This is a genomic window from Enterobacter sp. Cy-643 (assembly GCF_011752815.1).
Classification (GTDB): domain Bacteria; phylum Pseudomonadota; class Gammaproteobacteria; order Enterobacterales; family Enterobacteriaceae; genus Cedecea.
Genome location: NZ_VWWV01000003.1, coordinates 176,560 through 195,448, shown reverse-complemented (window position 1 = coordinate 195,448; position 18,889 = coordinate 176,560). Strand labels below are relative to the sequence as shown.

The following is an 18,889-nucleotide window of genomic DNA, read 5'->3' as shown; positions in this document are numbered from 1 at the left end:
ATCATAAATAGATGTGCTATGGCATCTGGCCGGTGGTCAGACAAACAAATAATAACGGAGAAAAATAAATGAAAGACGATCGTTCAGACGAAAAAAAATACCTGCAAGGCGTGAGCATGAGCCGCCGTTCATTTATCAATACGGCGGCGCTGATTGGTATGGGCAGTGCGTTATCGCTGTCGCCGCTGGCGGGTTTTGCTGCCGAAGCGACGCCTAAAAAAGGGGGCGTACTGAAGCTAGGCATGTCGGGCGGCAATACCAGTGATTCTCTGGATCCCACGCTCTTTAGTGACTGGGTGCCGCTTAACCAGGCGTACATGCTGATGAATGGCCTGGTGGAAATTGATGAGAATAACCAGGCCACACCGGAACTGCTGGAAAGCTGGGAAGCGAAGCCGGGCGCGCAGGAGTGGACCTTTAAAGTGCGCCAGGGCGTGACCTTCCACAATGGCAAGGCGCTTACCGTGGAAGACATTCTTTACTCGATTAATCTCCATCGCGGTGACCAGTCGCGCAGCGCGATTAAAACGCAGCTGGCGGCCATCAAAGATCTGAAGAAGAGCGGTGAGAACGAAATTACCCTGACGCTGGACAGCGGCAATGCCGACTTGCCGTTCCTGCTGGCCGACTACCATCTCGTTGTGGTGCCGGACGGCTTTACCGACTGGAAACATCCGATTGGCACCGGCGGCTTCGTCTTTGACCAGTACCAGCCGGGCGTGCGTTCCTACTTCAAACGTAATCCTAATTACTGGAAGCCAAATCGCGCGTTTGTGGACGCTGTTGAAGTGCTGGTCATCAACGATGCAACGGCGCGCACCAATGCCCTCATCTCAGGGCAGGTACACGCCATCAACCGGGTTGACTTTAAAACCGTCGATTTCCTCAAGCGCAGCCCGGCGCTGAACATTGTGCGCGCGGCCGGCGGGCAGCATTTCACCTTCCTGATGGACTGCCGCGTAGCGCCGTTCAACAATAATGACGTTCGGACGGCGATTAAATACGGCATCGATCGCGAAAAATTACTGGCTACCGTGCTGCGCGGGTACGGCACGCTGGGCAACGATCATCCGATCCCAAAAACCGATCGCTTCTTCAATAAAAGCCTGGAACAGCGCGCCTACGATCCTGACAAGGCTAAGTTCTTCCTGAAAAAAGCCGGACTAAGCGCGCTGCCGCTCGAGCTGTCGTCCTCTGATGCTGCCTTTGCCGGGGCGCTGGATGCCGCCGCATTATTCCAGGGCGAAGCCGCTGCGGCGGGAATTCAGGTCAGCATCAAACGCCAGCCGGCGGACAGCTACTGGGATGACGTCTGGATGAAAGCGCCGTTTAGCATGGGCTACTGGGGCGGCCGCCCAACCGCAGATCAGATGTTCTCCACCGCCTGGCAGTCCACCGCCAAATGGAACGATACCCACTGGAAGAACGACCAGTTCGACAGCCTGCTGATCCAGGCCCGGTCGCTGCTTGATGATCAAAAGCGGGCAGAGATCTATGGCGAGCTGCAAAGCATTGCCCGGGATGACGGCGGCGCGATGATCCCACTGTTTGGCGACTATCTGGATGCCACCAGCAAAAAAGTTGGCGGCGTGAAACCTCATCCGCTCTTCAACTTTATGGGTGGCCGTCTGGCTGAACGCGTCTGGCTGGAGTCGTAATGAAAAAACAGATCCTTCATCGCTTATTGCTTGGCGTGCTGACGCTGTGGCTGGTTTCGGTGCTGATCTTCGTCGGCACCGAACTGCTGCCCGGCGACGTGGCGAGCGCCATCCTGGGCCAAAACGGTACGCCGGAAACCATCGCCGCGCTGCGCCTGCAGCTGGGTCTGGATCAGCCGGCGGTTTATCGCTATCTGCACTGGCTGTCCGGCGTATTGCACGGTGACTTAGGCACTTCGCTTGCCAATAACCAGCCTATTGGGGCCGAGCTGCTGCCTCGCCTGGCGAACACGCTGTTTCTCGCGGTATATGCCGCGCTGATTGCGATCCCTCTGGCGGTTGTGTTGGGGATTGCCTCAGCGGTATGGCGCGGATCCTGGTTTGATCGCCTGGCGAATACGCTGACGTTGATGAGTATTTCAGTGCCGGAGTTTTTTGTCGGTTATGTGCTGGTTATCTTCTTTGCCATTCGCCTGGCCTGGTTCCCCAGCCTCGCACTGGTCGACCCGGATGCCAGCCTTCTCGACAGGCTCTATGCCTGTACGCTACCGATGCTGACGCTGGTGCTGGTGGTGCTGGCGCACATGCTGCGCATGACGCGCGCCTCAGTCGGCGCGGTGATGTCCAGTAGCTACATCGAAACGGCGCTGCTAAAAGGGCTTTCCCGCTGGCGGATTGTGCTGAGCCACGCCTTGCCCAACGCGCTCGCGCCAATCATCAACGTCATTGCTTTTAACCTGGCGTATCTGGTGGTGGGCGTCATTCTGGTTGAGGTGGTCTTTGTCTATCCGGGCATCGGGCAACTGATGGTGGATGCGGTGACAAAACGAGATTTGCCGGTCGTGCAGGCCTGTGGGCTGTTGTTTGGCGGGACTTATATCCTGCTGAATACGGCGGCAGATTTGCTGGCCATCTGGTGTAATCCACGACTGCGGCATGCGAGGTAGGCCATGAAAAATATCAAAATTCGCACGGTGCCGCTGTCGGCAATATTGGGATTGACCATCATTGCCGTCAATTTGATTGCTGCGCTTTTTGCGCCCTGGCTGGCGCCGCACAGCGAAACGGCTCAGGTGGGTGACATCTGGATGCTGCCGTCCAGTTCGATGCCGTTCGGTACCGACAGTCTGGGGCGTGACATGCTGTCGCGCATTCTGTTTGGTGCCCGAACCACCATTGCGATTGCGCTGGCGATCACCGCTATTTCATTTGTGGTGGGCATTATTACCGGTTTTACCGCCGCGATTTACGGGCGTTGGGTGGACGTCGTGCTGACCCGCATTGTGGATACGCTGATGTCGATCCCGGTGCTGATCCTGGCGCTGATCGTCCTGTCCGTGCTGGGGACCTCTATTCCGGTGCTGGTCGGCACCATTGCGTTGTTAGACGCGACTCGCGTTTTCCGTCTGGCTCGTCTGGTGGCGCAGGGGATAGTTTGCCTTGAATACGTTGAGGCGGCGCGCCTGCGTGGGGAGGGGCTGTGGTGGATCGTTCGCAAAGAGTTTCTGCCTAACGCGATGCCGCCGCTGCTGGCGGAATTCGGCATGCGCTTCTGCTTTACCTTCCTGTTTATTGCCGGGCTTAGCTTCCTTGGGCTGGGCATTCAGCCGCCGTGGGCGGACTGGGGCAGCATGGTGCGCGACAACGCGCAGGCCATCAACTTTGGCCAGTTTGCTCCGCTGTACCCCGCTGCGGCGATTGCCCTGCTGACAATCGGCGTCAACCTGGTGGTCGACTGGCTGCTGGTGCGTAACAACCTTTCGCTGGGAGAAGAGGGATGACACAACCGATTTTACAGATGCGTGATTTACGCATTGAAACCGAGCAGGGGCTGCCGCTGGTGAAAGGCGTCTCTCTCAGCCTGATGCCCGGTGAAGTGCTTGGCTTGATTGGCGAGTCCGGCGCGGGGAAATCAACTATCGGTCTTGCGGCCCTGGGCTATGCCCGACCGGGCTGTCGTATTGCGGGCGGTGAAGTGCTGGTGGCCGGAGAAAATATTGTGGCCTTGTCCAGCAAAGAGAAGCGTGAGTTTCGCGGTAAGCGCGTGGCCTATGTGGCGCAGAGCGCCGCCGCCGCGTTCAACCCGGCGCTGACCATCGGCAAGCAGGTTTGTGAAGGGCCGCTCCGCCATGGCCTGATGAGCGCGGAGGAAGCCGAGGCCTGGGCCGTGACGCTGTTTAAAGCGCTTGATCTCCCGGAGCCTGAAACTATCGGCCAGCGCTATCCACATCAGCTCTCGGGCGGGCAGCTGCAGCGGGCGATGGCGGCGATGGCGATGTCCTGCAGGCCGGATGTTCTGGTCCTGGATGAACCGACCACCGCGCTGGATGTGACAACGCAAATCGAAGTGCTGGTGATGCTGCGCAAACTGGTCAGAGAGTTCAATACCGCCGCGCTATATATCACCCACGATCTGGCGGTGGTCGCACAGATTGCCGACCGCATTATGGTACTGCGTCAGGGGAGCGAAGTGGAATGCGGCAGCACCGCCGATATTCTGCAGAATCCAACAGAAAGCTACACGCAGCGGCTGGTGTCCGAACGCGCCCACGCTTTAACGCCGGTGCATGCCGAAAGTAAACCCGAAGGGCAGCTTCTGGCGCTGAATAATCTCTCGACGGGTTATAACGGAAAGGCTGTCGTCCACAACGTCTCCCTTAGCATTGCCAAAGGGGAAACGATGGCCGTTATCGGCGAGTCCGGGAGCGGGAAAAGTACGCTGGCCCGGGCACTCTGCGGCCTGCTGACTGACACGAAAGGCAGCGTCACCTTTGCTGGCAGGGCGCTGGCCAACCGTTACCCGCAGCGTGATAAAGAGACGCTGCGCCGTATTCAGATGATCTATCAGTTGCCCGATGTGGCGCTTAACCCGAGGCAAACCGTGTTGGAGGCGATTGGCCGCCCGGTAGCGTTCTATTTTGGCCTTGATAAACAGCAGGTTCGCGCGCGGGTTCTGGAACTCCTGAAACTGACTGAACTGCCTGATTATCTGATTGATCGCTATCCTGGCTCGCTTTCCGGGGGCCAGAAGCAGCGCGTGTGTATTGCGCGAGCGCTGGCCGCGAAGCCCGATCTGATTATCTGCGATGAAGCAACTTCCGCGCTTGACCCGCTGGTGGCGGAAGAAGTGCTGAAATTGCTGAGAAATCTGCAGGAACAGCTGGGGCTGTCTTATCTGTTTATTACCCATGACCTGAGCACGGTGAAACGCATTGCCCAGCAGGTTGCCGTGATGTATCAGGGCAACGTTGTCGCGCAGGGCCCGACGGCGCAGGTCTTCAGCGCGCCAATGCACAGCTACACCGAAAAACTGCTGACTTCCGTGCCGGAAATGCGCCCCTCCTGGCTGGATGAGGTGCTGGGTCAGCGTCAGTCAAACGCAATGGCAGGAGCTTCATGAAAACTCTTATTACGCAATTCCCCCACAGCGTGAGCGTGACGGAACATTTGTGGATTGTTTTGAAAGACGGAACCCGACTGGCCGCGCGTATGTGGCTGCCTTTGTCGGCTTCACAGCAGCCGGTGCCCGCTATTCTGGAATACATTCCCTACCGCAAGCGCGACGGAACGCGTACCCGGGATGAGCCGATGCACGGCTATTTTGCCGGAAATGGCTATGCGGTGCTGCGGGTAGACATGCGAGGTAGCGGTGATTCTGACGGGTTGATGGCCGATGAATATCTTCTTCAAGAGCAGGAAGATGCGCTGGAAGTGATCGACTGGATCAGTCGTCAGACCTGGTGCAACGGCGCCGTAGGCATGATGGGAAAATCCTGGGGTGGGTTTAACTGCCTGCAGCTGGCGGCTCGCCGCCCTCCCGCGCTGAAAGCCATTATCACGGTCTGCTCGACGGACGATCGTTACAACGATGATATCCACTATAAAGGCGGCTGCCTGCTGAATGACAATTTGTGGTGGGGCGGCATTATGCTGGCCTATCAAAGCCGCCCGCAGGATCCGGAGCTGGTCGGGGAGGGCTGGTATCAGGCCTGGCTGCATCGCCTTGAAAATATGCCTTTCTTCCCGGCGCTGTGGATGGAACATCCGCTGAAAGATGATTACTGGAAGCACGGCTCGGTGGGAGAGGACTGGCAGGCCATTACCTGCCCGGTGATGGCGGTGGGCGGCTGGGCGGATTCCTACAGCAACGCGATTTTCCGCCTGATGGATAATCTTAACGTCCCGCGTAAGGCGATCCTCGGCCCGTGGGCGCATATTTATCCCCAGGATGGCTCACCCACCCCGGCCATCGGTTTTCTGCAGGAGGCAGTAAGCTGGTGGGACCGCTGGCTGAAGCAAATAGATAATGACGTACTGGATGGCCCACGCGTTCAGGCCTGGCTCAACGACAGCCAGCGACCTGATTCGCAGCGGCCGCAGGCCTTTGGGGAGTGGATTGCCATTGAGAACGATACTGACGCTGAAACCTTCCCTCAGCGCTGGCATCTGCAGCCTGGCCGACTGGCGGTATCGCCTTTAGCTGATGAATACCGGCAGGACATCCATAGCGTGCAGAATCACGGCTTATTTGCCGGAGAGTGGATGGGCGCTGGCGTGCTGGGGGAAAGCCCGAGCGATCAGCGAATGGACGACGGGCTGGCAGAAAGTTTCGACAGCCTGCCGCTGAGCGAATGCCTTACGATTTATGGTTTCCCGCAGTTTGACGTCACGCTTTCCAGCGATAAGCCTGCGGCCATGCTGTATGTAAGACTGTCAGACGTTGCACCCGATGGCGCGTCTACCCGCGTCAGTCACGGCTGGGTGAATCTCAGTCATTTGCAGGGGCAGGAGCAGAACGCCGCGCTGGTGCCGGGCGAGAAGGTCAAGGTGAGTGTGCAACTGGATGGCATCGCCTGGCGCTTTGCTGCCGGGCACCGGCTACGGGTTTCTCTCGCGACCACCTTCTGGCCGATGATCTGGCCGATGGCTGAAAATGCGACGCTTAGCGTTGACCTGGCTAGCGCCCAGCTGCAATTGCCGGTTTGCCGGGAAGTGAAGCCGATCGCGGGTCCGAACCCTTATCCTGAAACGGCAGCCAATACGCCGCTGACGATCCTCTCTCCGGGGCGAGTCGATCGCGAGTTGCGCTATGACGTGGTGAAAGACAGCTGGCAGAGCATCACTCAGGGCGTGGGCGGTGTTTTTGGTGAGGGCGTGTATCGGTTTGATGATATCAATACGACCGTCGATCATAGCCTTAGGCGTCAGTTGACTGTACAAAACAGCGATCCTCTCTCGGCGCATTATCTGTTGACTCAGAATATGAAAATTGGCCGGGAAGGCTGGTGGACGGACACAGATATTGTGCTGGAGATGCGCAGTGACCTGACGCATTTTATCGTCAGTGGAAAGATGACGGTTCAACATAATGGGGAAGTGGTCTTTACCCGGGACTGGAATGAACGTATTTCCCGCTGAAAGACAGGCATAAAAAAGGGCTGACGTGTGTCAGCCCTTTTCGTTATTTCTAAGCGCTTATTCCTGCAGGTCACCGCAGAAACGGTAGCCTTCGCCGTGGATGGTGGCGATGATTTCTGGCGTATCCGGCGTGGATTCGAAATGTTTACGAATGCGGCGGATGGTCACATCGACGGTACGGTCATGCGGCTTCAGCTCGCGACCGGTCATTTTCTTCAACAGCTCAGCACGAGACTGAATTTTGCCCGGGTTTTCACAGAAGTGCAGCATCGCACGGAATTCACTGCGCGGCAGCTTATACTGTTCACCGTTCGGGCTAACCAGAGAGCGGCTGTTGATGTCCAGCTCCCAGCCGTTGAATTTGTAGCTTTCAACGGAACGACGTTCTTCGCTGATGGCCCCTAAATTCATGGTGCGGGACAGCAGGTTACGTGCGCGAATAGTGAGCTCACGCGGGTTGAAAGGTTTGGTGATGTAGTCATCCGCGCCAATTTCAAGACCGAGGATTTTGTCCACTTCGTTGTCACGACCCGTCAGGAACATCAGCGCCACGTTAGCCTGCTCGCGCAATTCACGCGCCAGCAGCAGGCCGTTTTTACCCGGCAGGTTGATGTCCATAATGACGAGGTTAATGTCATTATCGGCAAGGATTTGATGCATCTCTGCGCCATCGGTCGCTTCAAAAACATCATAGCCTTCCGCTTCAAAAATGCTTTTAAGCGTGTTGCGTGTTACTAATTCGTCTTCGACGATAAGAATGTGCGGGGTCTGCATGTTTGCTACCTAAAATTGCCAACTAAATCGAAACAGGAAGTACAAAAGTCCCTGACCTGCCTGTTACATGCCATAAATTAACATGCCGGGCTTAACATGACTAAAGTACGTAATTGCGTTCTTGATGCACTTTCCATCAACGTCAACAACATCATTAGCTTGGTCGTGGGTGCGTTCCCTTTGGACCCGACGGTGTCAAAAACGGCTGTTATCCTAACCATTTTAACAGCAACATAACAGGCTGACGCGCTTTAGACACCTGATAAAACTACGCTTCGTTGACATATATCAATTTCAATTGTAGCACGTTAACAGTTTCAATAAATCATCGTAGCTCAATGCTAGCTTTTGTCACAACTTTTTAATAATCAAGATCGTAAAGCGTTAAATAAAGTACGCTGAATCTGGCCAGCAGCTGTGTTTCTCTTGTGGGAAAATAAACCATGCTAAACAAGTGGATATAACCCGTATTTCCCCCATTTTCATGGTATATAATCACGTAAAAGCATAAGCTTAAGTTATAGGTCCATCAGAAGTCATAGCTACAATATATGTTGCAACAAAGTAAATTTGCGATGCGTATTATCCAAATTTGTGCATCACTTCGCACGTTTTAACGAATTTTAGAAGAGAGTTCCAATGCGTTTGCCAATTATCCTGGTTTCACCGGCCAGAGCAGAGAACGTCGGGGCCGCTGCCCGGGCGATGAAGACCATGGGGTTTACGGAGATGAGAATCGTTGCCAGTGACGCGCATCTCCAGCCCGCCGCGCGTTGGGTGGCGCATGGCGCGGGCGATATCCTTGATGGGATTCGCCACTTTGACACGCTCGCAGATGCCCTGAGTGACGTGGATTTTTCCATCGCCACAACGGCCCGCAGTCGGGCGAAGTTTCATTACTATGCGACGCCGCAGCAGCTGGTGCCAATGCTCGAAGAGAAACGCCAGTGGGTAGGATGTGCGGCGCTGATTTTTGGCCGTGAAGATTCCGGACTGACCAACGAAGAGCTGGCGCTGGCGGATGTGCTAACCGGCGTGCCGATGGTTGCGGATTACCCATCGCTTAACCTGGGGCAGGCTGTGATGGTTTATTGCTACCAGCTTTCCGCTTTAATACAGCAACCGCCTGTAGAAAGCGTGACGGGTGACGGACAGCAATTGAATGCCCTGCGTTTGCGAATGGAAGCGCTTTTGCATCGTCTTGAGGTCGCGGACGACCAAAAAATGGTCGATTGGGTCCAGCAGCGTTTGGGGCTACTGGAACAGAGAGACACGGCAATGCTTCACCGTTTGCTGCATGACATCGAAAAAAAATTGTCAGAATGAAATGTTTTTGAATGACCCTTTTTGAGACGTTCATCTAACTTATTGCGCTATTTACGCGCTTTTACGCCCATTTTTGGTGGGTTTTTCAGCTCGACCGGGCAAGTCAATTTTTTGTGACAGAACTAAAAAAAATTGACTTGGTAAAGGGATTGCTTTAACCAATAGAGCTATTACAAATTTAGAGCACACAACATCCATGTTTCGCTTCAGCCTGATTACCACAATTATCACAACCACCATTACCACAGGTAACGGTGCGGGCTGACGCATACAGGTAAAAATGAAAAAAGCCCGCACCTAAACAGTGCGGGCTTTTTTTTCGGGAAAAAATCAAGGGGTCACAACAATGCGAGTGTTGAAATTCGGCGGTACTTCGGTGGCAAATGCGGAGCGTTTCCTTCGCGTTGCCGATATCCTGGAAAGTAATGCCAAACAGGGGCAGGTGGCGACCGTGCTGTCTGCTCCGGCAAAAATTACTAACCACCTTGTGGCGATGATTGAGAAAACCATCGGGGGCCAGGACGCTGTGCCGAATATCAGCGACGCAGAGCGTATCTTTGCTGAACTGCTGAATGGCCTGGCAGAAGCGCAGCCTGGCTTTCCGCTGGCTGAACTGAAAGAGTTGGTGAATCAAGAGTTTGCTCAGCTTAAACATGTTCTGCACGGGATCAGCCTGCTGGGCCAGTGCCCGGACAGCATCAATGCGGCGATCATCTGCCGGGGCGAGAAGCTGTCCATCGCGATTATGTCGGGCGTGCTGCAGGCCCGCGGCCACCAGGTTACCGTGATCGATCCCGTCGAGAAGCTGCTGGCTGTGGGGCACTATCTGGATTCCAGCGTGGATATCGCAGAGTCAACCCGCCGTATCGCCGCCAGCCGCATTCCTGACGATCACATGATCCTGATGGCCGGGTTTACCGCCGGGAACGACAAAGGCGAGCTGGTTGTTCTGGGCCGTAACGGTTCCGACTATTCTGCCGCCGTGCTGGCTGCCTGTCTGCGAGCCGACTGTTGTGAGATCTGGACTGACGTCGACGGTGTTTATACCTGCGACCCACGCCAGGTCCCTGATGCCCGACTGCTGAAGTCGATGTCTTACCAGGAAGCGATGGAGCTTTCCTACTTCGGCGCCAAAGTACTTCACCCTCGCACCATCACCCCGATAGCTCAGTTCCAGATCCCTTGCCTGATTAAAAATACCGGAAACCCGCAGGCGCCAGGTACGCTCATTGGCGACAAGAGCGATGACGAAGGGCTGCCGGTGAAAGGCATTACTAACCTGAATAACATGGCGATGTTTAGCGTTTCAGGCCCGGGTATGAAAGGCATGGTCGGCATGGCCGCACGCGTGTTTGCCGCCATGTCCCGTGCCGGCATTTCCGTGGTGCTGATCACTCAATCCTCCTCCGAGTACAGCATCAGCTTCTGCGTTCCGCAGGCTGATTGCGGCCGCGCCCGCAAGGCGATGGAAGACGAGTTCTATCTCGAACTGAAAGAAGAGCTGCTGGAGCCGCTGGCGGTGACTGAGCGCCTGGCGGTCATCTCCGTTGTGGGCGACGGCATGAAAACGCTGCGCGGTATCTCCGCCAAGTTCTTTGCCGCCCTGGCCCGCGCGAATATCAACATTATCGCTATCGCGCAGGGCTCCTCAGAGCGCTCTATCTCCGTTGTGGTCAATAACGACGATGCCGTGACCGGCGTGCGTGTGACTCACCAGATGCTGTTTAACACCGACCAGGTTATTGAGTTGTTCCTGGTAGGCGTTGGCGGCGTGGGCGCGGCTCTGCTGGAGCAGGTTAAACGCCAACAGGCGTGGCTGAAGGAGAAGCATATTGATTTGCGCGTTTGCGGCGTGGCGAATTCTAAAGCCCTGCTGACTAACGTGCATGGCCTGGATCTCGAGAACTGGCAACAGGCGCTGGAGCAGGCCAAAGAGCCGTTCAACCTTGGCCGCCTGATTCGTCTGGTGAAAGAGTATCATCTGCTGAACCCGGTGATTGTGGACTGCACTTCCAGCCAGGCCGTGGCGGATCAGTACGCTGATTTCCTGAGCGAAGGCTTCCACGTGGTGACGCCAAACAAAAAGGCCAACACCTCGAGCATGAATTATTACCACCAGTTGCGTAATGCCGCAGAGCGTTCTCGCCGGAAGTTCCTCTACGATACCAACGTGGGGGCGGGCTTGCCGGTGATCGAAAACCTGCAAAACTTGCTGAATGCGGGCGATGAGCTGCAGCGTTTCTCCGGCATTCTTTCCGGATCGCTTTCTTACATCTTCGGGAAGCTGGATGAAGGCATGAGCTTCTCGCTGGCGACCAGCACTGCGCGTGAAATGGGCTATACCGAACCGGATCCGCGTGACGATCTTTCCGGTATGGACGTGGCGCGTAAGCTGTTGATCCTGGCGCGTGAGACCGGGAGCGATTTGGAACTTTCGGATATCGAGATCGAATCCGTACTTCCGGAAAATTTTGATGCGAGCGGAGACGTCGAGTCTTTTATGGCACGCCTTCCTCAGTTGGATGATGAGTTTACGGCTCGTGTGAGGAAGGCGCGTGACGATGGGAAAGTGCTACGTTACGTCGGCATTATTGAAGAAGACGGCAGCTGCAAAGTGAAGATCGACGCCGTAGATGGCAACGATCCGCTGTATAAGGTGAAGAACGGCGAAAATGCCCTGGCCTTCTACAGCCACTATTATCAACCGCTGCCGCTGGTGCTGCGTGGCTACGGGGCGGGTAACGACGTTACCGCCGCCGGCGTGTTCGCGGATCTGCTTCGCACCCTGTCATGGAAGTTAGGAGTTTAAGATGGTTAAAGTATATGCCCCGGCTTCCAGCGCCAATATGAGCGTCGGTTTTGATGTGCTGGGTGCGGCAGTGTCGCCGGTTGATGGCTCACATTTGGGTGATTACGTCACGGTTGAAGCGGCAGACAGCTTCAGCCTGACCAACCTTGGACGGTTCGCCAGTAAGCTGCCGGATGAACCGCGTGAGAACATTGTTTATCAGTGCTGGGAGCGTTTCTGCCAGGAAATTGGCAAGACGATTCCCGTGGCGATGACGCTCGAGAAAAACATGCCCATCGGCTCCGGGTTGGGGTCCAGCGCCTGTTCGGTGGTGGCTGGCCTGATGGCGATGAATGAATTTTGCGGCAAACCTTTGAGCGACACGCGCCTGCTGGCGCTAATGGGCGAGCTGGAAGGGCGTATTTCCGGCAGCATTCACTACGATAACGTCGCGCCATGTTTCCTCGGCGGCATGCAGCTGATGATCGAAGAAAACGGCATCATTAGCCAGCAGGTGCCAGGCTTTGATGAGTGGCTGTGGGTGCTGGCCTATCCGGGGATTAAGGTTTCAACCGCCGAAGCGCGTGCGATTTTACCCGCCCAGTATCGCCGTCAGGACTGCATCAGCCACGGTCGACATCTGGCCGGTTTTATTCATGCCTGTCATACCCGCCAGCCTGCACTCGCGGCGAAGCTGATGCAGGATGTGATTGCTGAACCTTACCGCGCCAAACTGCTGCCGAAGTTTGATGAGTCCCGTAAAGCCGTGGCGGATATCGGCGCCCTGGCGAGCGGGATTTCGGGTTCTGGCCCGACCTTATTTGCACTGTGCGATAACACCGATACCGCGCAGCGCGTGGCTGACTGGCTCAGCCAACATTATTTGCAGAACCAGGAAGGTTTTGTACATATTTGCCGTCTGGATACGGCTGGCGCACGAGTTTTGGGATAAGACATGAAACTGTACAACCTTAAAGATCACAACGAGCAGGTCTCCTTTGCACAGGCGGTTACCCAGGGCCTGGGCAAACAGCAGGGCCTGTTCTTCCCGCACGACCTGCCTGAGTTTGAACTGACTGAAATCGACGCCATGCTGGAGATGGATTTTGTCAGCCGCAGCAGCAAAATTTTGTCCGCGTTTATCGGGGATGAGATCCCGCAGGAGATTCTGGAAGAGCGCGTGCGTGCGGCCTTCGCGTTTCCTGCACCGGTGAATATGGTTGAGCCGGACGTGGGCTGCCTGGAACTGTTCCACGGCCCGACGCTGGCGTTTAAAGATTTTGGCGGGCGCTTTATGGCGCAGATGCTGACCCACATCAGCGGCGACAAGCCTGTGACCATTCTGACTGCAACATCCGGCGATACCGGTGCGGCGGTGGCTCATGCGTTCTACGGCCTCAAGAATGTACGCGTCGTTATTCTTTATCCACGTGGAAAAATCAGCCCGCTGCAGGAAAAACTGTTCTGTACCCTCGGGGGGAATATCGAAACCGTGGCAATTGACGGTGATTTTGATGCCTGCCAGGCGCTGGTCAAACAGGCATTTGATGATGAAGAACTGAAGGTGGCGCTGGGGTTAAACTCGGCTAACTCTATTAACATCAGCCGCCTGCTGGCGCAGATCTGCTATTACTTCGAAGCGGTAGCCCAGCTGCCGCAGGAAGCCCGTAATCAGCTTGTGGTCTCCGTGCCGAGCGGTAACTTTGGCGATCTGACGGCTGGCCTGCTGGCAAAATCCCTCGGCCTGCCGATTAAGCGCTTTATTGCCGCCACGAATGCCAACGACACCGTTCCACGCTTCCTCGCGGAAGGCCAGTGGGCGCCTAAAGCGACCGTTGCCACGCTGTCCAACGCAATGGATGTTAGCCAGCCGAACAACTGGCCGCGCGTGGAAGAGCTTTTCCGCCGCAAAATCTGGCGTCTGACCGATCTTGGCTACGCCGCCGTTACCGATGAAACCACCAAAGACACGATGCGCGAGCTGAAGGCGATTGGCTACGTTTCCGAACCGCATGCGGCGATTGCTTATCGTGCTCTGCGCGACCAGCTGCAGCCGGGCGAGTTTGGGCTGTTCCTGGGCACCGCGCATCCGGCGAAGTTTAAAGAGAGCGTGGAAGAGATTCTGGGCGAAGCGCTGCCGCTGCCGGAGGAGCTGGCCTCCCGCGCCGACCTGCCGCTGTTGTCCCACAACCTCCCGGCTGATTTTGCCGAACTACGTAAATTCATGATGGTTAAAGCGTAATCCCGAAGCCCCATTTTGATTGTCAAACTGGGGCTTTTTTTCCCGTGAATCAGGGAGAAAATAAGCAGGCATTTAGCAGGAAAAAAGGAGAAATTCCCATAAAATGCGGATGCTTAGAGATTAGGATTGCGGAGAATAACGCGGGCGTGATTTCCGACATAAGCTCATCTTAACGGGCCCGGTGGGCCGGCTTAAGAAGTAAGGAGCAAGCTATGTTGAAATCTATTTTTCTGGCGTTGTCCCTGCTGGTGGTGATGCCGCTGGCGGTACAGGCGGGAGAAATCACGCTGGTGCCTGCCGTGACGCTGCACTTCGGCGATCGGGACAACCACGGGCGCTACTGGGACGGCCATTACTGGCGAGATCATGACTGGTGGGCAAGGCACTATGAGTGGCGTGAACACCGCTGGCAGCGCCACGCAAGGTTTGATGGCCCGCCACGGGACCATCATGATAATCGCTGGGATAGATAACCAGCACTAGTTCAAAGTAAAACGCCAGCTTAACGCTGGCGTTTTTTTATTGCTCGTGGCGCTTAAACACCAGCTCGTTTTTCCGTGAAGCTTCTTCATCAAAGAAATAGCCGTCGGTATTAAACGCTTTCAGCTGTTCTGGTTTCGTCAGGCGATTCTCAATGATGTAGCGGCTCATCAGTCCGCGTGCTTTTTTCGCGTAGAAGCTGATGACTTTAAATTTGCCGTTCTTTTCATCCAGAAAAACGGGCTTGATGATCTCCGCATTCAGCTTCTTCGGCTTCACCGCTTTAAAGTATTCATCAGACGCCAGGTTGACGACGATATTGTCGCCCTGGGTGGCCAGCACCTGGTTCAGCTTCTCGGTAATTGTGTCGCCCCAGAAGTGATACAGATCTTTGCCTTTCGGGTTTTCCAGGCGGATGCCCATTTCCAGCCGGTAAGGCTGCATTAAGTCCAGCGGACGCAGCACACCGTACAGCCCGGAAAGCATCCGCAGGTGCTGCTGGGCGAAATCAAAGTCTGCTTCACTAAACTCTTCGGCCTGCAGGCCGGTATAAACGTCACCTTTAAAGGCGAGAATAGCCGGACGCGCGTTTTGTGGCGTAAATGCCGGGTGCCACTCATGGAAACGAGTTTCGTTCAGAGAAGCCAGCTTATCGCTGATGCTCATCAGGGAAGCAATTTGCGGGGCGCTAAGCTTGCGGGCAACGCTAATTAACTGCTGTGAGTATTCCAGCAGCTCCGGCTGTGTATAGCGGTCCGTCGGCAGCTCGCTTTGGTAATCCAGCGTCTTGGCAGGTGAGATAAGAATTAGCATGTCCACTCCTTGCATAGTTTGGCCGTTACTTTAGCAAATTTCCCGCCTGTCGCGGCCTATGGCTGCAATCAGCTAAGGTTTATTTTCTATGTTTCTGTCCCAAACGCCCGGCGCAAGCTGGTTTTTAATCTCCGGGAAACGGTTGGGATTGAAAATAGGTGAGATCCCCAGTTTTTGCTGGCGCAGATAATCTGCCGCTATCGTTTTCACCACCGGAGAAAGCAGCAGAATTGCCGTAATATTGGTAATCGCCATAATAGCCATCGCCACGTCTGCCAGCTGCCAGACCAGCGGCAGCGCGGCCTGCGTCCCGAACAGCACCATGGTGAGCACCATAAAACGCAGTAAAAATTTCAGCGCCCGGCTGTCTTGGTTCAGGAACAGCAAATTGTTCTCGGCGTAGGTGTAATTCGCCATGATAGACGTGAAGGCGAACAGGAAAACGATAACCACGATAAAACCGCTGCCCCATCCGCCTACGGCCGAGCTGAGCGCCTGCTGAACCAGAATAATGCCGCTGCGTGACGTTTCAATGCCGTCTATCATGCCGGACATCAGCACAATGGCTGCGGTTGCGGTGCAAATGATCACAGTATCAATTAATACCCCAAACATTTGCACCACGCCCTGGGTTGCCGGGTGTGGGGGCCAGGCGGCTGCGGCTGCGGCTGCATTCGGCGTGGAGCCCATGCCCGCTTCGTTAGAGAACATCCCGCGCTGAAAACCATTGGTGATGGCCTGGCTGACGGTATAACCCAGCGCCCCAGAAGCGGCTTCATGCCAGCCAAAGGCGTGGCTGAAAATTAGCCTGATGACTTCGGGGAAACGTTCAATATGCAGCCCGACAACATACAGGCTCATGCATACCCAAAGTAAGGCCATCAGCGGCACCAGCCATTGGGAGAGTCGGGCGATGGTCCTCATCCCTCGCCAGATGACCAGCGCGGTAACGGCTACCAGGAAAAGGCCCACCCAGATTTTTGGCACGTCAAATGCGTAGTGAGTGGCAATCGCGATGGAGTTGGCCTGTACGGCGTTGAACACCATGCCGAAGGCAACGATCAAAAAGACGGAAAACAGCACCCCCATCCAGCGCATGCCAAGCCCACGCTCCATATACCAGGCCGGGCCGCCGCGGTAGTTTCCTTCTTTGTCGCGGGTTTTATAGAGTTGGGCGAGGGAGCACTCTGCGAAGGCGGTGGCCATGCTGAGCACGGCGGCAACCCACATCCAGAACACCGAACCGGGGCCACCTGCTGAGATGGCCAGCGCAATGCCCGCAAGGTTCCCGCTGCCTACGCGCGCGGCAAGGCTGGTACAGAGCGCCTGGAATGAGGATATTCCGGAAGGATCCGGCGAGTCGCTGTTGCGCAGGAAAAGGCGCAGCCGGGTAAAGTAACGGAACTGGACGAAGCCGCTGCGGAAGGTGAACCAGATGCCCGCGCCAATCAGCAGCCAAAGTAGGACCGAGCCCCAAAGCACCTCATTGATAAACAATAAAAAATCTGTCATTAACGTCCCTCTTGTTAATGCGTGATGGCGGCGAGGTTGACGGGCCCGGGCCATGCAATCCATTACGTTACAGATAAAATGGCGGTCGAGTTTAGCATATTCTCGCGCACTGGACGGACAGCACTTGTCGCGGTTGCACCTGATGGGCGGCGTGATATCATCAAGCCAGACCGGTTACATCTCCCTAACAAGCTACACCTGAAGAGAAACACTCATTATGACGGATAAATTGACTTCTTTGCGTCAACTGACCACCGTGGTTGCTGACACCGGAGATATCGCGGCGATGAAGCTGTACCAGCCGCAAGATGCTACTACCAACCCTTCTCTGATCCTTAACGCGGCGCAGATCCCTGAGTACCGTAAACTGATCGACGAAGCGATTACCTGGGCTCGTAGCCAGAGCAACGATCGCGCTCAGCAGGTGGTTGACGCTTCCGACAAGCTGGCTGTCAACATCGGCCTGGAAATTCTGAAGCTGATCCCTGGCCGTATCTCTACCGAAGTGGATGCTCGCCTGTCCTATGACACCGAAGCCAGCATCGCGAAAGCCAAGCACCTGATCAAACTGTACAACGACGCGGGCATCAGCAACGATCGCATCCTGATTAAACTGGCTTCTACCTGGCAGGGCATCCGCGCTGCGGAGCAGCTGGAAAAAGAAGGCATCAACTGTAACCTGACCCTGCTGTTCTCCTTCGCTCAGGCGCGTGCCTGTGCCGAAGCGGGCGTATTCCTTATTTCTCCGTTTGTTGGTCGTATCCTTGACTGGTACAAAGCTAACACCGACAAGAAAGAGTACGCGCCGCAGGAAGATCCAGGCGTGGTTTCCGTGACCGAAATCTACCAGTACTACAAGCAGCACGGGTATGAAACCGTGGTGATGGGCGCAAGCTTCCGTAACGTCGGTGAAATCATTGAACTGGCTGGCTGCGATCGCCTGACCATCGCACCTGCTCTGCTGAAAGAGCTGGCAGAAAGCGAAGGCACAATCGAGCGTAAGCTGAGCTACACCGGTGAAGTTAAGGCGCGCCCTGAGCGCATCACCGAGTCCCAGTTCCTGTGGCAGCACAACCAGGACCCAATGGCCGTTGATAAACTGGCGGACGGTATCCGTAAGTTTGCTATCGACCAGGAAAAACTGGAAAAAATGATCGGCGACCTGCTGTAATCATTCTCGTGGCCGGCTTTTGCCGGTCACGCTTTTCACCGCTTTCCCTGTCTGCAACGCCTTTCCCCGTGTATCATCCCACTCAGACTTGCTGATTTCCGGGATTGATATGAATACCTTACGCATTGGACTCGTGTCCATTTCAGACCGCGCTTCTAGCGGCGTTTATCAGGATAAAGGCATCCCTGCGCTGCAAGCGTGGCTCGAGCAGACGCTGACCACGCCCTTTAAGATAGAAACCCGCCTGATCCCTGACGAACAATCCATCATTGAACAAGCGCTTTGCGAGCTGGTGGACGAAATGGCCTGCCATTTGGTGCTGACTACCGGTGGGACCGGGCCAGCGCGTCGCGACGTAACGCCGGACGCTACGCTCGCCGTTGCCGATCGTTTAATGCCCGGCTTTGGCGAGCAGATGCGCCAGATTAGCCTGCATTTTGTCCCGACGGCGATCCTCTCTCGCCAGGTGGGCGTCATTCGTAAACAGGCCTTGATCCTCAACCTTCCGGGGCAGCCAAAATCTATTCAGGAAACGCTGGAAGGCGTGAAAGATGAAAGCGGTAAGGTTGTGGTACCGGGGATTTTTGCGAGTGTACCGTATTGTATACAGTTGCTGGATGGGCCTTATGTGGAAACGCATGACCATGTGGTAGCAGCTTTCCGGCCTAAAAGCGCTCGTCGCGAAACAAAACCCTGAATAATCGACT

The 18,889-nt window shown here is 55.6% G+C and carries 17 protein-coding genes and 1 other annotated feature; of the genes, 14 read left to right on the top strand and 3 right to left on the bottom strand.

Translation table 11 applies throughout. The features are described from left to right. Nucleotides 1–68: 68 nt before the first annotated feature. Genes F3J29_RS13925 through F3J29_RS13905 form a run of 5 tightly spaced genes read left to right on the top strand, consistent with a single transcriptional unit; the run spans nt 69 to nt 7,076 of the window. Nucleotides 69–1,658, top strand: a complete 1,590-nt coding sequence (locus tag F3J29_RS13925) for an ABC transporter substrate-binding protein (RefSeq protein ID WP_166866927.1) — start codon at nt 69–71, stop codon at nt 1,656–1,658. Continuing rightward, entirely contained in the window at nt 1,658–2,605 is a 948-nt protein-coding gene (locus F3J29_RS13920; RefSeq protein WP_039290121.1) for an ABC transporter permease, read from the top strand. The genes F3J29_RS13925 and F3J29_RS13920 overlap by 1 nt, the downstream gene beginning before the upstream one ends. Nucleotides 2,606–2,608: 3 nt before the next feature. Continuing rightward, a complete protein-coding gene (locus tag F3J29_RS13915; protein ID WP_008460123.1) occupies nt 2,609–3,439 on the top strand; it encodes an ABC transporter permease in 831 nt (276 codons plus the stop codon). Next, on the top strand, nt 3,436–5,058 hold the full coding sequence (locus F3J29_RS13910; protein ID WP_166866924.1) for an ABC transporter ATP-binding protein: 1,623 nt from the start codon (nt 3,436–3,438) through the stop codon (nt 5,056–5,058). Before F3J29_RS13915 ends, F3J29_RS13910 begins: the two co-directional genes overlap by 4 nt. Further along, complete coding sequence (locus F3J29_RS13905) at nt 5,055–7,076, top strand: CocE/NonD family hydrolase (RefSeq protein ID WP_166866923.1); 2,022 nt, start codon at nt 5,055–5,057, stop codon at nt 7,074–7,076. The genes F3J29_RS13910 and F3J29_RS13905 overlap by 4 nt, the downstream gene beginning before the upstream one ends. A gap of 57 nt (nt 7,077–7,133) precedes the next feature. Here the strand turns inward: F3J29_RS13905 and arcA are convergent, their stop codons facing one another. Continuing rightward, nucleotides 7,134–7,850 (bottom strand): two-component system response regulator ArcA, encoded by a 717-nt coding sequence (gene arcA, locus F3J29_RS13900; RefSeq protein WP_008461663.1) that lies wholly within the window; start codon nt 7,848–7,850, stop codon nt 7,134–7,136. Between the two features lie 96 nt (nt 7,851–7,946). Here arcA and yjjY point away from each other — a divergent pair, with 96 nt between their 5' ends. The 7 genes from yjjY to F3J29_RS13865 all read left to right on the top strand — a co-directional run bounded on the left by yjjY (nt 7,947) and on the right by F3J29_RS13865 (nt 14,679). Next, a complete protein-coding gene (gene yjjY, locus F3J29_RS13895; RefSeq protein ID WP_085938930.1) occupies nt 7,947–8,087 on the top strand; it encodes a YjjY family protein in 141 nt (46 codons plus the stop codon). Nucleotides 8,088–8,489: 402 nt separating this feature from the next. Continuing rightward, the gene (locus tag F3J29_RS13890; RefSeq protein ID WP_166866920.1) at nt 8,490–9,176 is read left to right on the top strand and encodes a tRNA/rRNA methyltransferase; all 687 of its coding nucleotides are present in this window, start codon (nt 8,490–8,492) and stop codon (nt 9,174–9,176) included. A 196-nt stretch (nt 9,177–9,372) separates the two neighbouring features. Next, entirely contained in the window at nt 9,373–9,441 is a 69-nt protein-coding gene (thrL, locus tag F3J29_RS13885) for a thr operon leader peptide (RefSeq protein WP_071530522.1), read from the top strand. Continuing rightward, nucleotides 9,380–9,497: a sequence feature (Thr leader region), on the top strand. It overlaps the preceding gene by 62 nt. 25 nt (nt 9,498–9,522) lie before the next feature. Continuing rightward, a complete protein-coding gene (thrA, locus tag F3J29_RS13880) occupies nt 9,523–11,985 on the top strand; it encodes a bifunctional aspartate kinase/homoserine dehydrogenase I (protein WP_166866919.1) in 2,463 nt (820 codons plus the stop codon). 1 nt (nt 11,986) lies between these two features. Then, nucleotides 11,987–12,916, top strand: a complete 930-nt coding sequence (gene thrB, locus F3J29_RS13875; RefSeq protein ID WP_045781290.1) for a homoserine kinase — start codon at nt 11,987–11,989, stop codon at nt 12,914–12,916. 3 nt (nt 12,917–12,919) lie between these two features. After that, nucleotides 12,920–14,206, top strand: coding sequence for a threonine synthase (thrC, locus tag F3J29_RS13870; RefSeq protein ID WP_008461670.1), 1,287 nt, complete (start codon nt 12,920–12,922; stop codon nt 14,204–14,206). A gap of 212 nt (nt 14,207–14,418) precedes the next feature. Then, entirely contained in the window at nt 14,419–14,679 is a 261-nt protein-coding gene (locus F3J29_RS13865) for a DUF2502 domain-containing protein (protein ID WP_166866917.1), read from the top strand. A 46-nt stretch (nt 14,680–14,725) separates the two neighbouring features. Here the strand turns inward: F3J29_RS13865 and yaaA are convergent, their stop codons facing one another. Together yaaA and F3J29_RS13855 are read right to left on the bottom strand one after the other, a co-directional pair. Continuing rightward, nucleotides 14,726–15,499, bottom strand: a complete 774-nt coding sequence (gene yaaA, locus F3J29_RS13860; protein ID WP_166866916.1) for a peroxide stress protein YaaA — start codon at nt 15,497–15,499, stop codon at nt 14,726–14,728. 72 nt (nt 15,500–15,571) lie between these two features. Continuing rightward, entirely contained in the window at nt 15,572–17,011 is a 1,440-nt protein-coding gene (locus F3J29_RS13855; protein WP_166866914.1) for an alanine/glycine:cation symporter family protein, read from the bottom strand. A 217-nt stretch (nt 17,012–17,228) separates the two neighbouring features. Between F3J29_RS13855 and tal the strand changes: the two genes are divergently transcribed. Both tal and mog read left to right on the top strand, forming a co-directional pair. Then, nucleotides 17,229–18,182, top strand: coding sequence for a transaldolase (gene tal, locus F3J29_RS13850; protein WP_039290154.1), 954 nt, complete (start codon nt 17,229–17,231; stop codon nt 18,180–18,182). A 109-nt stretch (nt 18,183–18,291) separates the two neighbouring features. After that, the gene (mog, locus tag F3J29_RS13845; protein WP_166866912.1) at nt 18,292–18,879 is read left to right on the top strand and encodes a molybdopterin adenylyltransferase; all 588 of its coding nucleotides are present in this window, start codon (nt 18,292–18,294) and stop codon (nt 18,877–18,879) included. Nucleotides 18,880–18,889: the final 10 nt, after the last annotated feature.

Coding starts and splice junctions, on each gene's coding strand:
- F3J29_RS13925 (WP_166866927.1), top strand. CDS start 69: ATGAAAGACGATCGTTCAGACGAAAAAAAATACCTGCAAGGCGTGAGC.
- F3J29_RS13920 (WP_039290121.1), top strand. CDS start 1,658: ATGAAAAAACAGATCCTTCATCGCTTATTGCTTGGCGTGCTGACGCTG.
- F3J29_RS13915 (WP_008460123.1), top strand. CDS start 2,609: ATGAAAAATATCAAAATTCGCACGGTGCCGCTGTCGGCAATATTGGGA.
- F3J29_RS13910 (WP_166866924.1), top strand. CDS start 3,436: ATGACACAACCGATTTTACAGATGCGTGATTTACGCATTGAAACCGAG.
- F3J29_RS13905 (WP_166866923.1), top strand. CDS start 5,055: ATGAAAACTCTTATTACGCAATTCCCCCACAGCGTGAGCGTGACGGAA.
- arcA (WP_008461663.1), bottom strand. CDS start 7,850: ATGCAGACCCCGCACATTCTTATCGTCGAAGACGAATTAGTAACACGC.
- yjjY (WP_085938930.1), top strand. CDS start 7,947: ATGACTAAAGTACGTAATTGCGTTCTTGATGCACTTTCCATCAACGTC.
- F3J29_RS13890 (WP_166866920.1), top strand. CDS start 8,490: ATGCGTTTGCCAATTATCCTGGTTTCACCGGCCAGAGCAGAGAACGTC.
- thrA (WP_166866919.1), top strand. CDS start 9,523: ATGCGAGTGTTGAAATTCGGCGGTACTTCGGTGGCAAATGCGGAGCGT.
- thrB (WP_045781290.1), top strand. CDS start 11,987: ATGGTTAAAGTATATGCCCCGGCTTCCAGCGCCAATATGAGCGTCGGT.
- thrC (WP_008461670.1), top strand. CDS start 12,920: ATGAAACTGTACAACCTTAAAGATCACAACGAGCAGGTCTCCTTTGCA.
- F3J29_RS13865 (WP_166866917.1), top strand. CDS start 14,419: ATGTTGAAATCTATTTTTCTGGCGTTGTCCCTGCTGGTGGTGATGCCG.
- yaaA (WP_166866916.1), bottom strand. CDS start 15,499: ATGCTAATTCTTATCTCACCTGCCAAGACGCTGGATTACCAAAGCGAG.
- F3J29_RS13855 (WP_166866914.1), bottom strand. CDS start 17,011: ATGACAGATTTTTTATTGTTTATCAATGAGGTGCTTTGGGGCTCGGTC.
- tal (WP_039290154.1), top strand. CDS start 17,229: ATGACGGATAAATTGACTTCTTTGCGTCAACTGACCACCGTGGTTGCT.
- mog (WP_166866912.1), top strand. CDS start 18,292: ATGAATACCTTACGCATTGGACTCGTGTCCATTTCAGACCGCGCTTCT.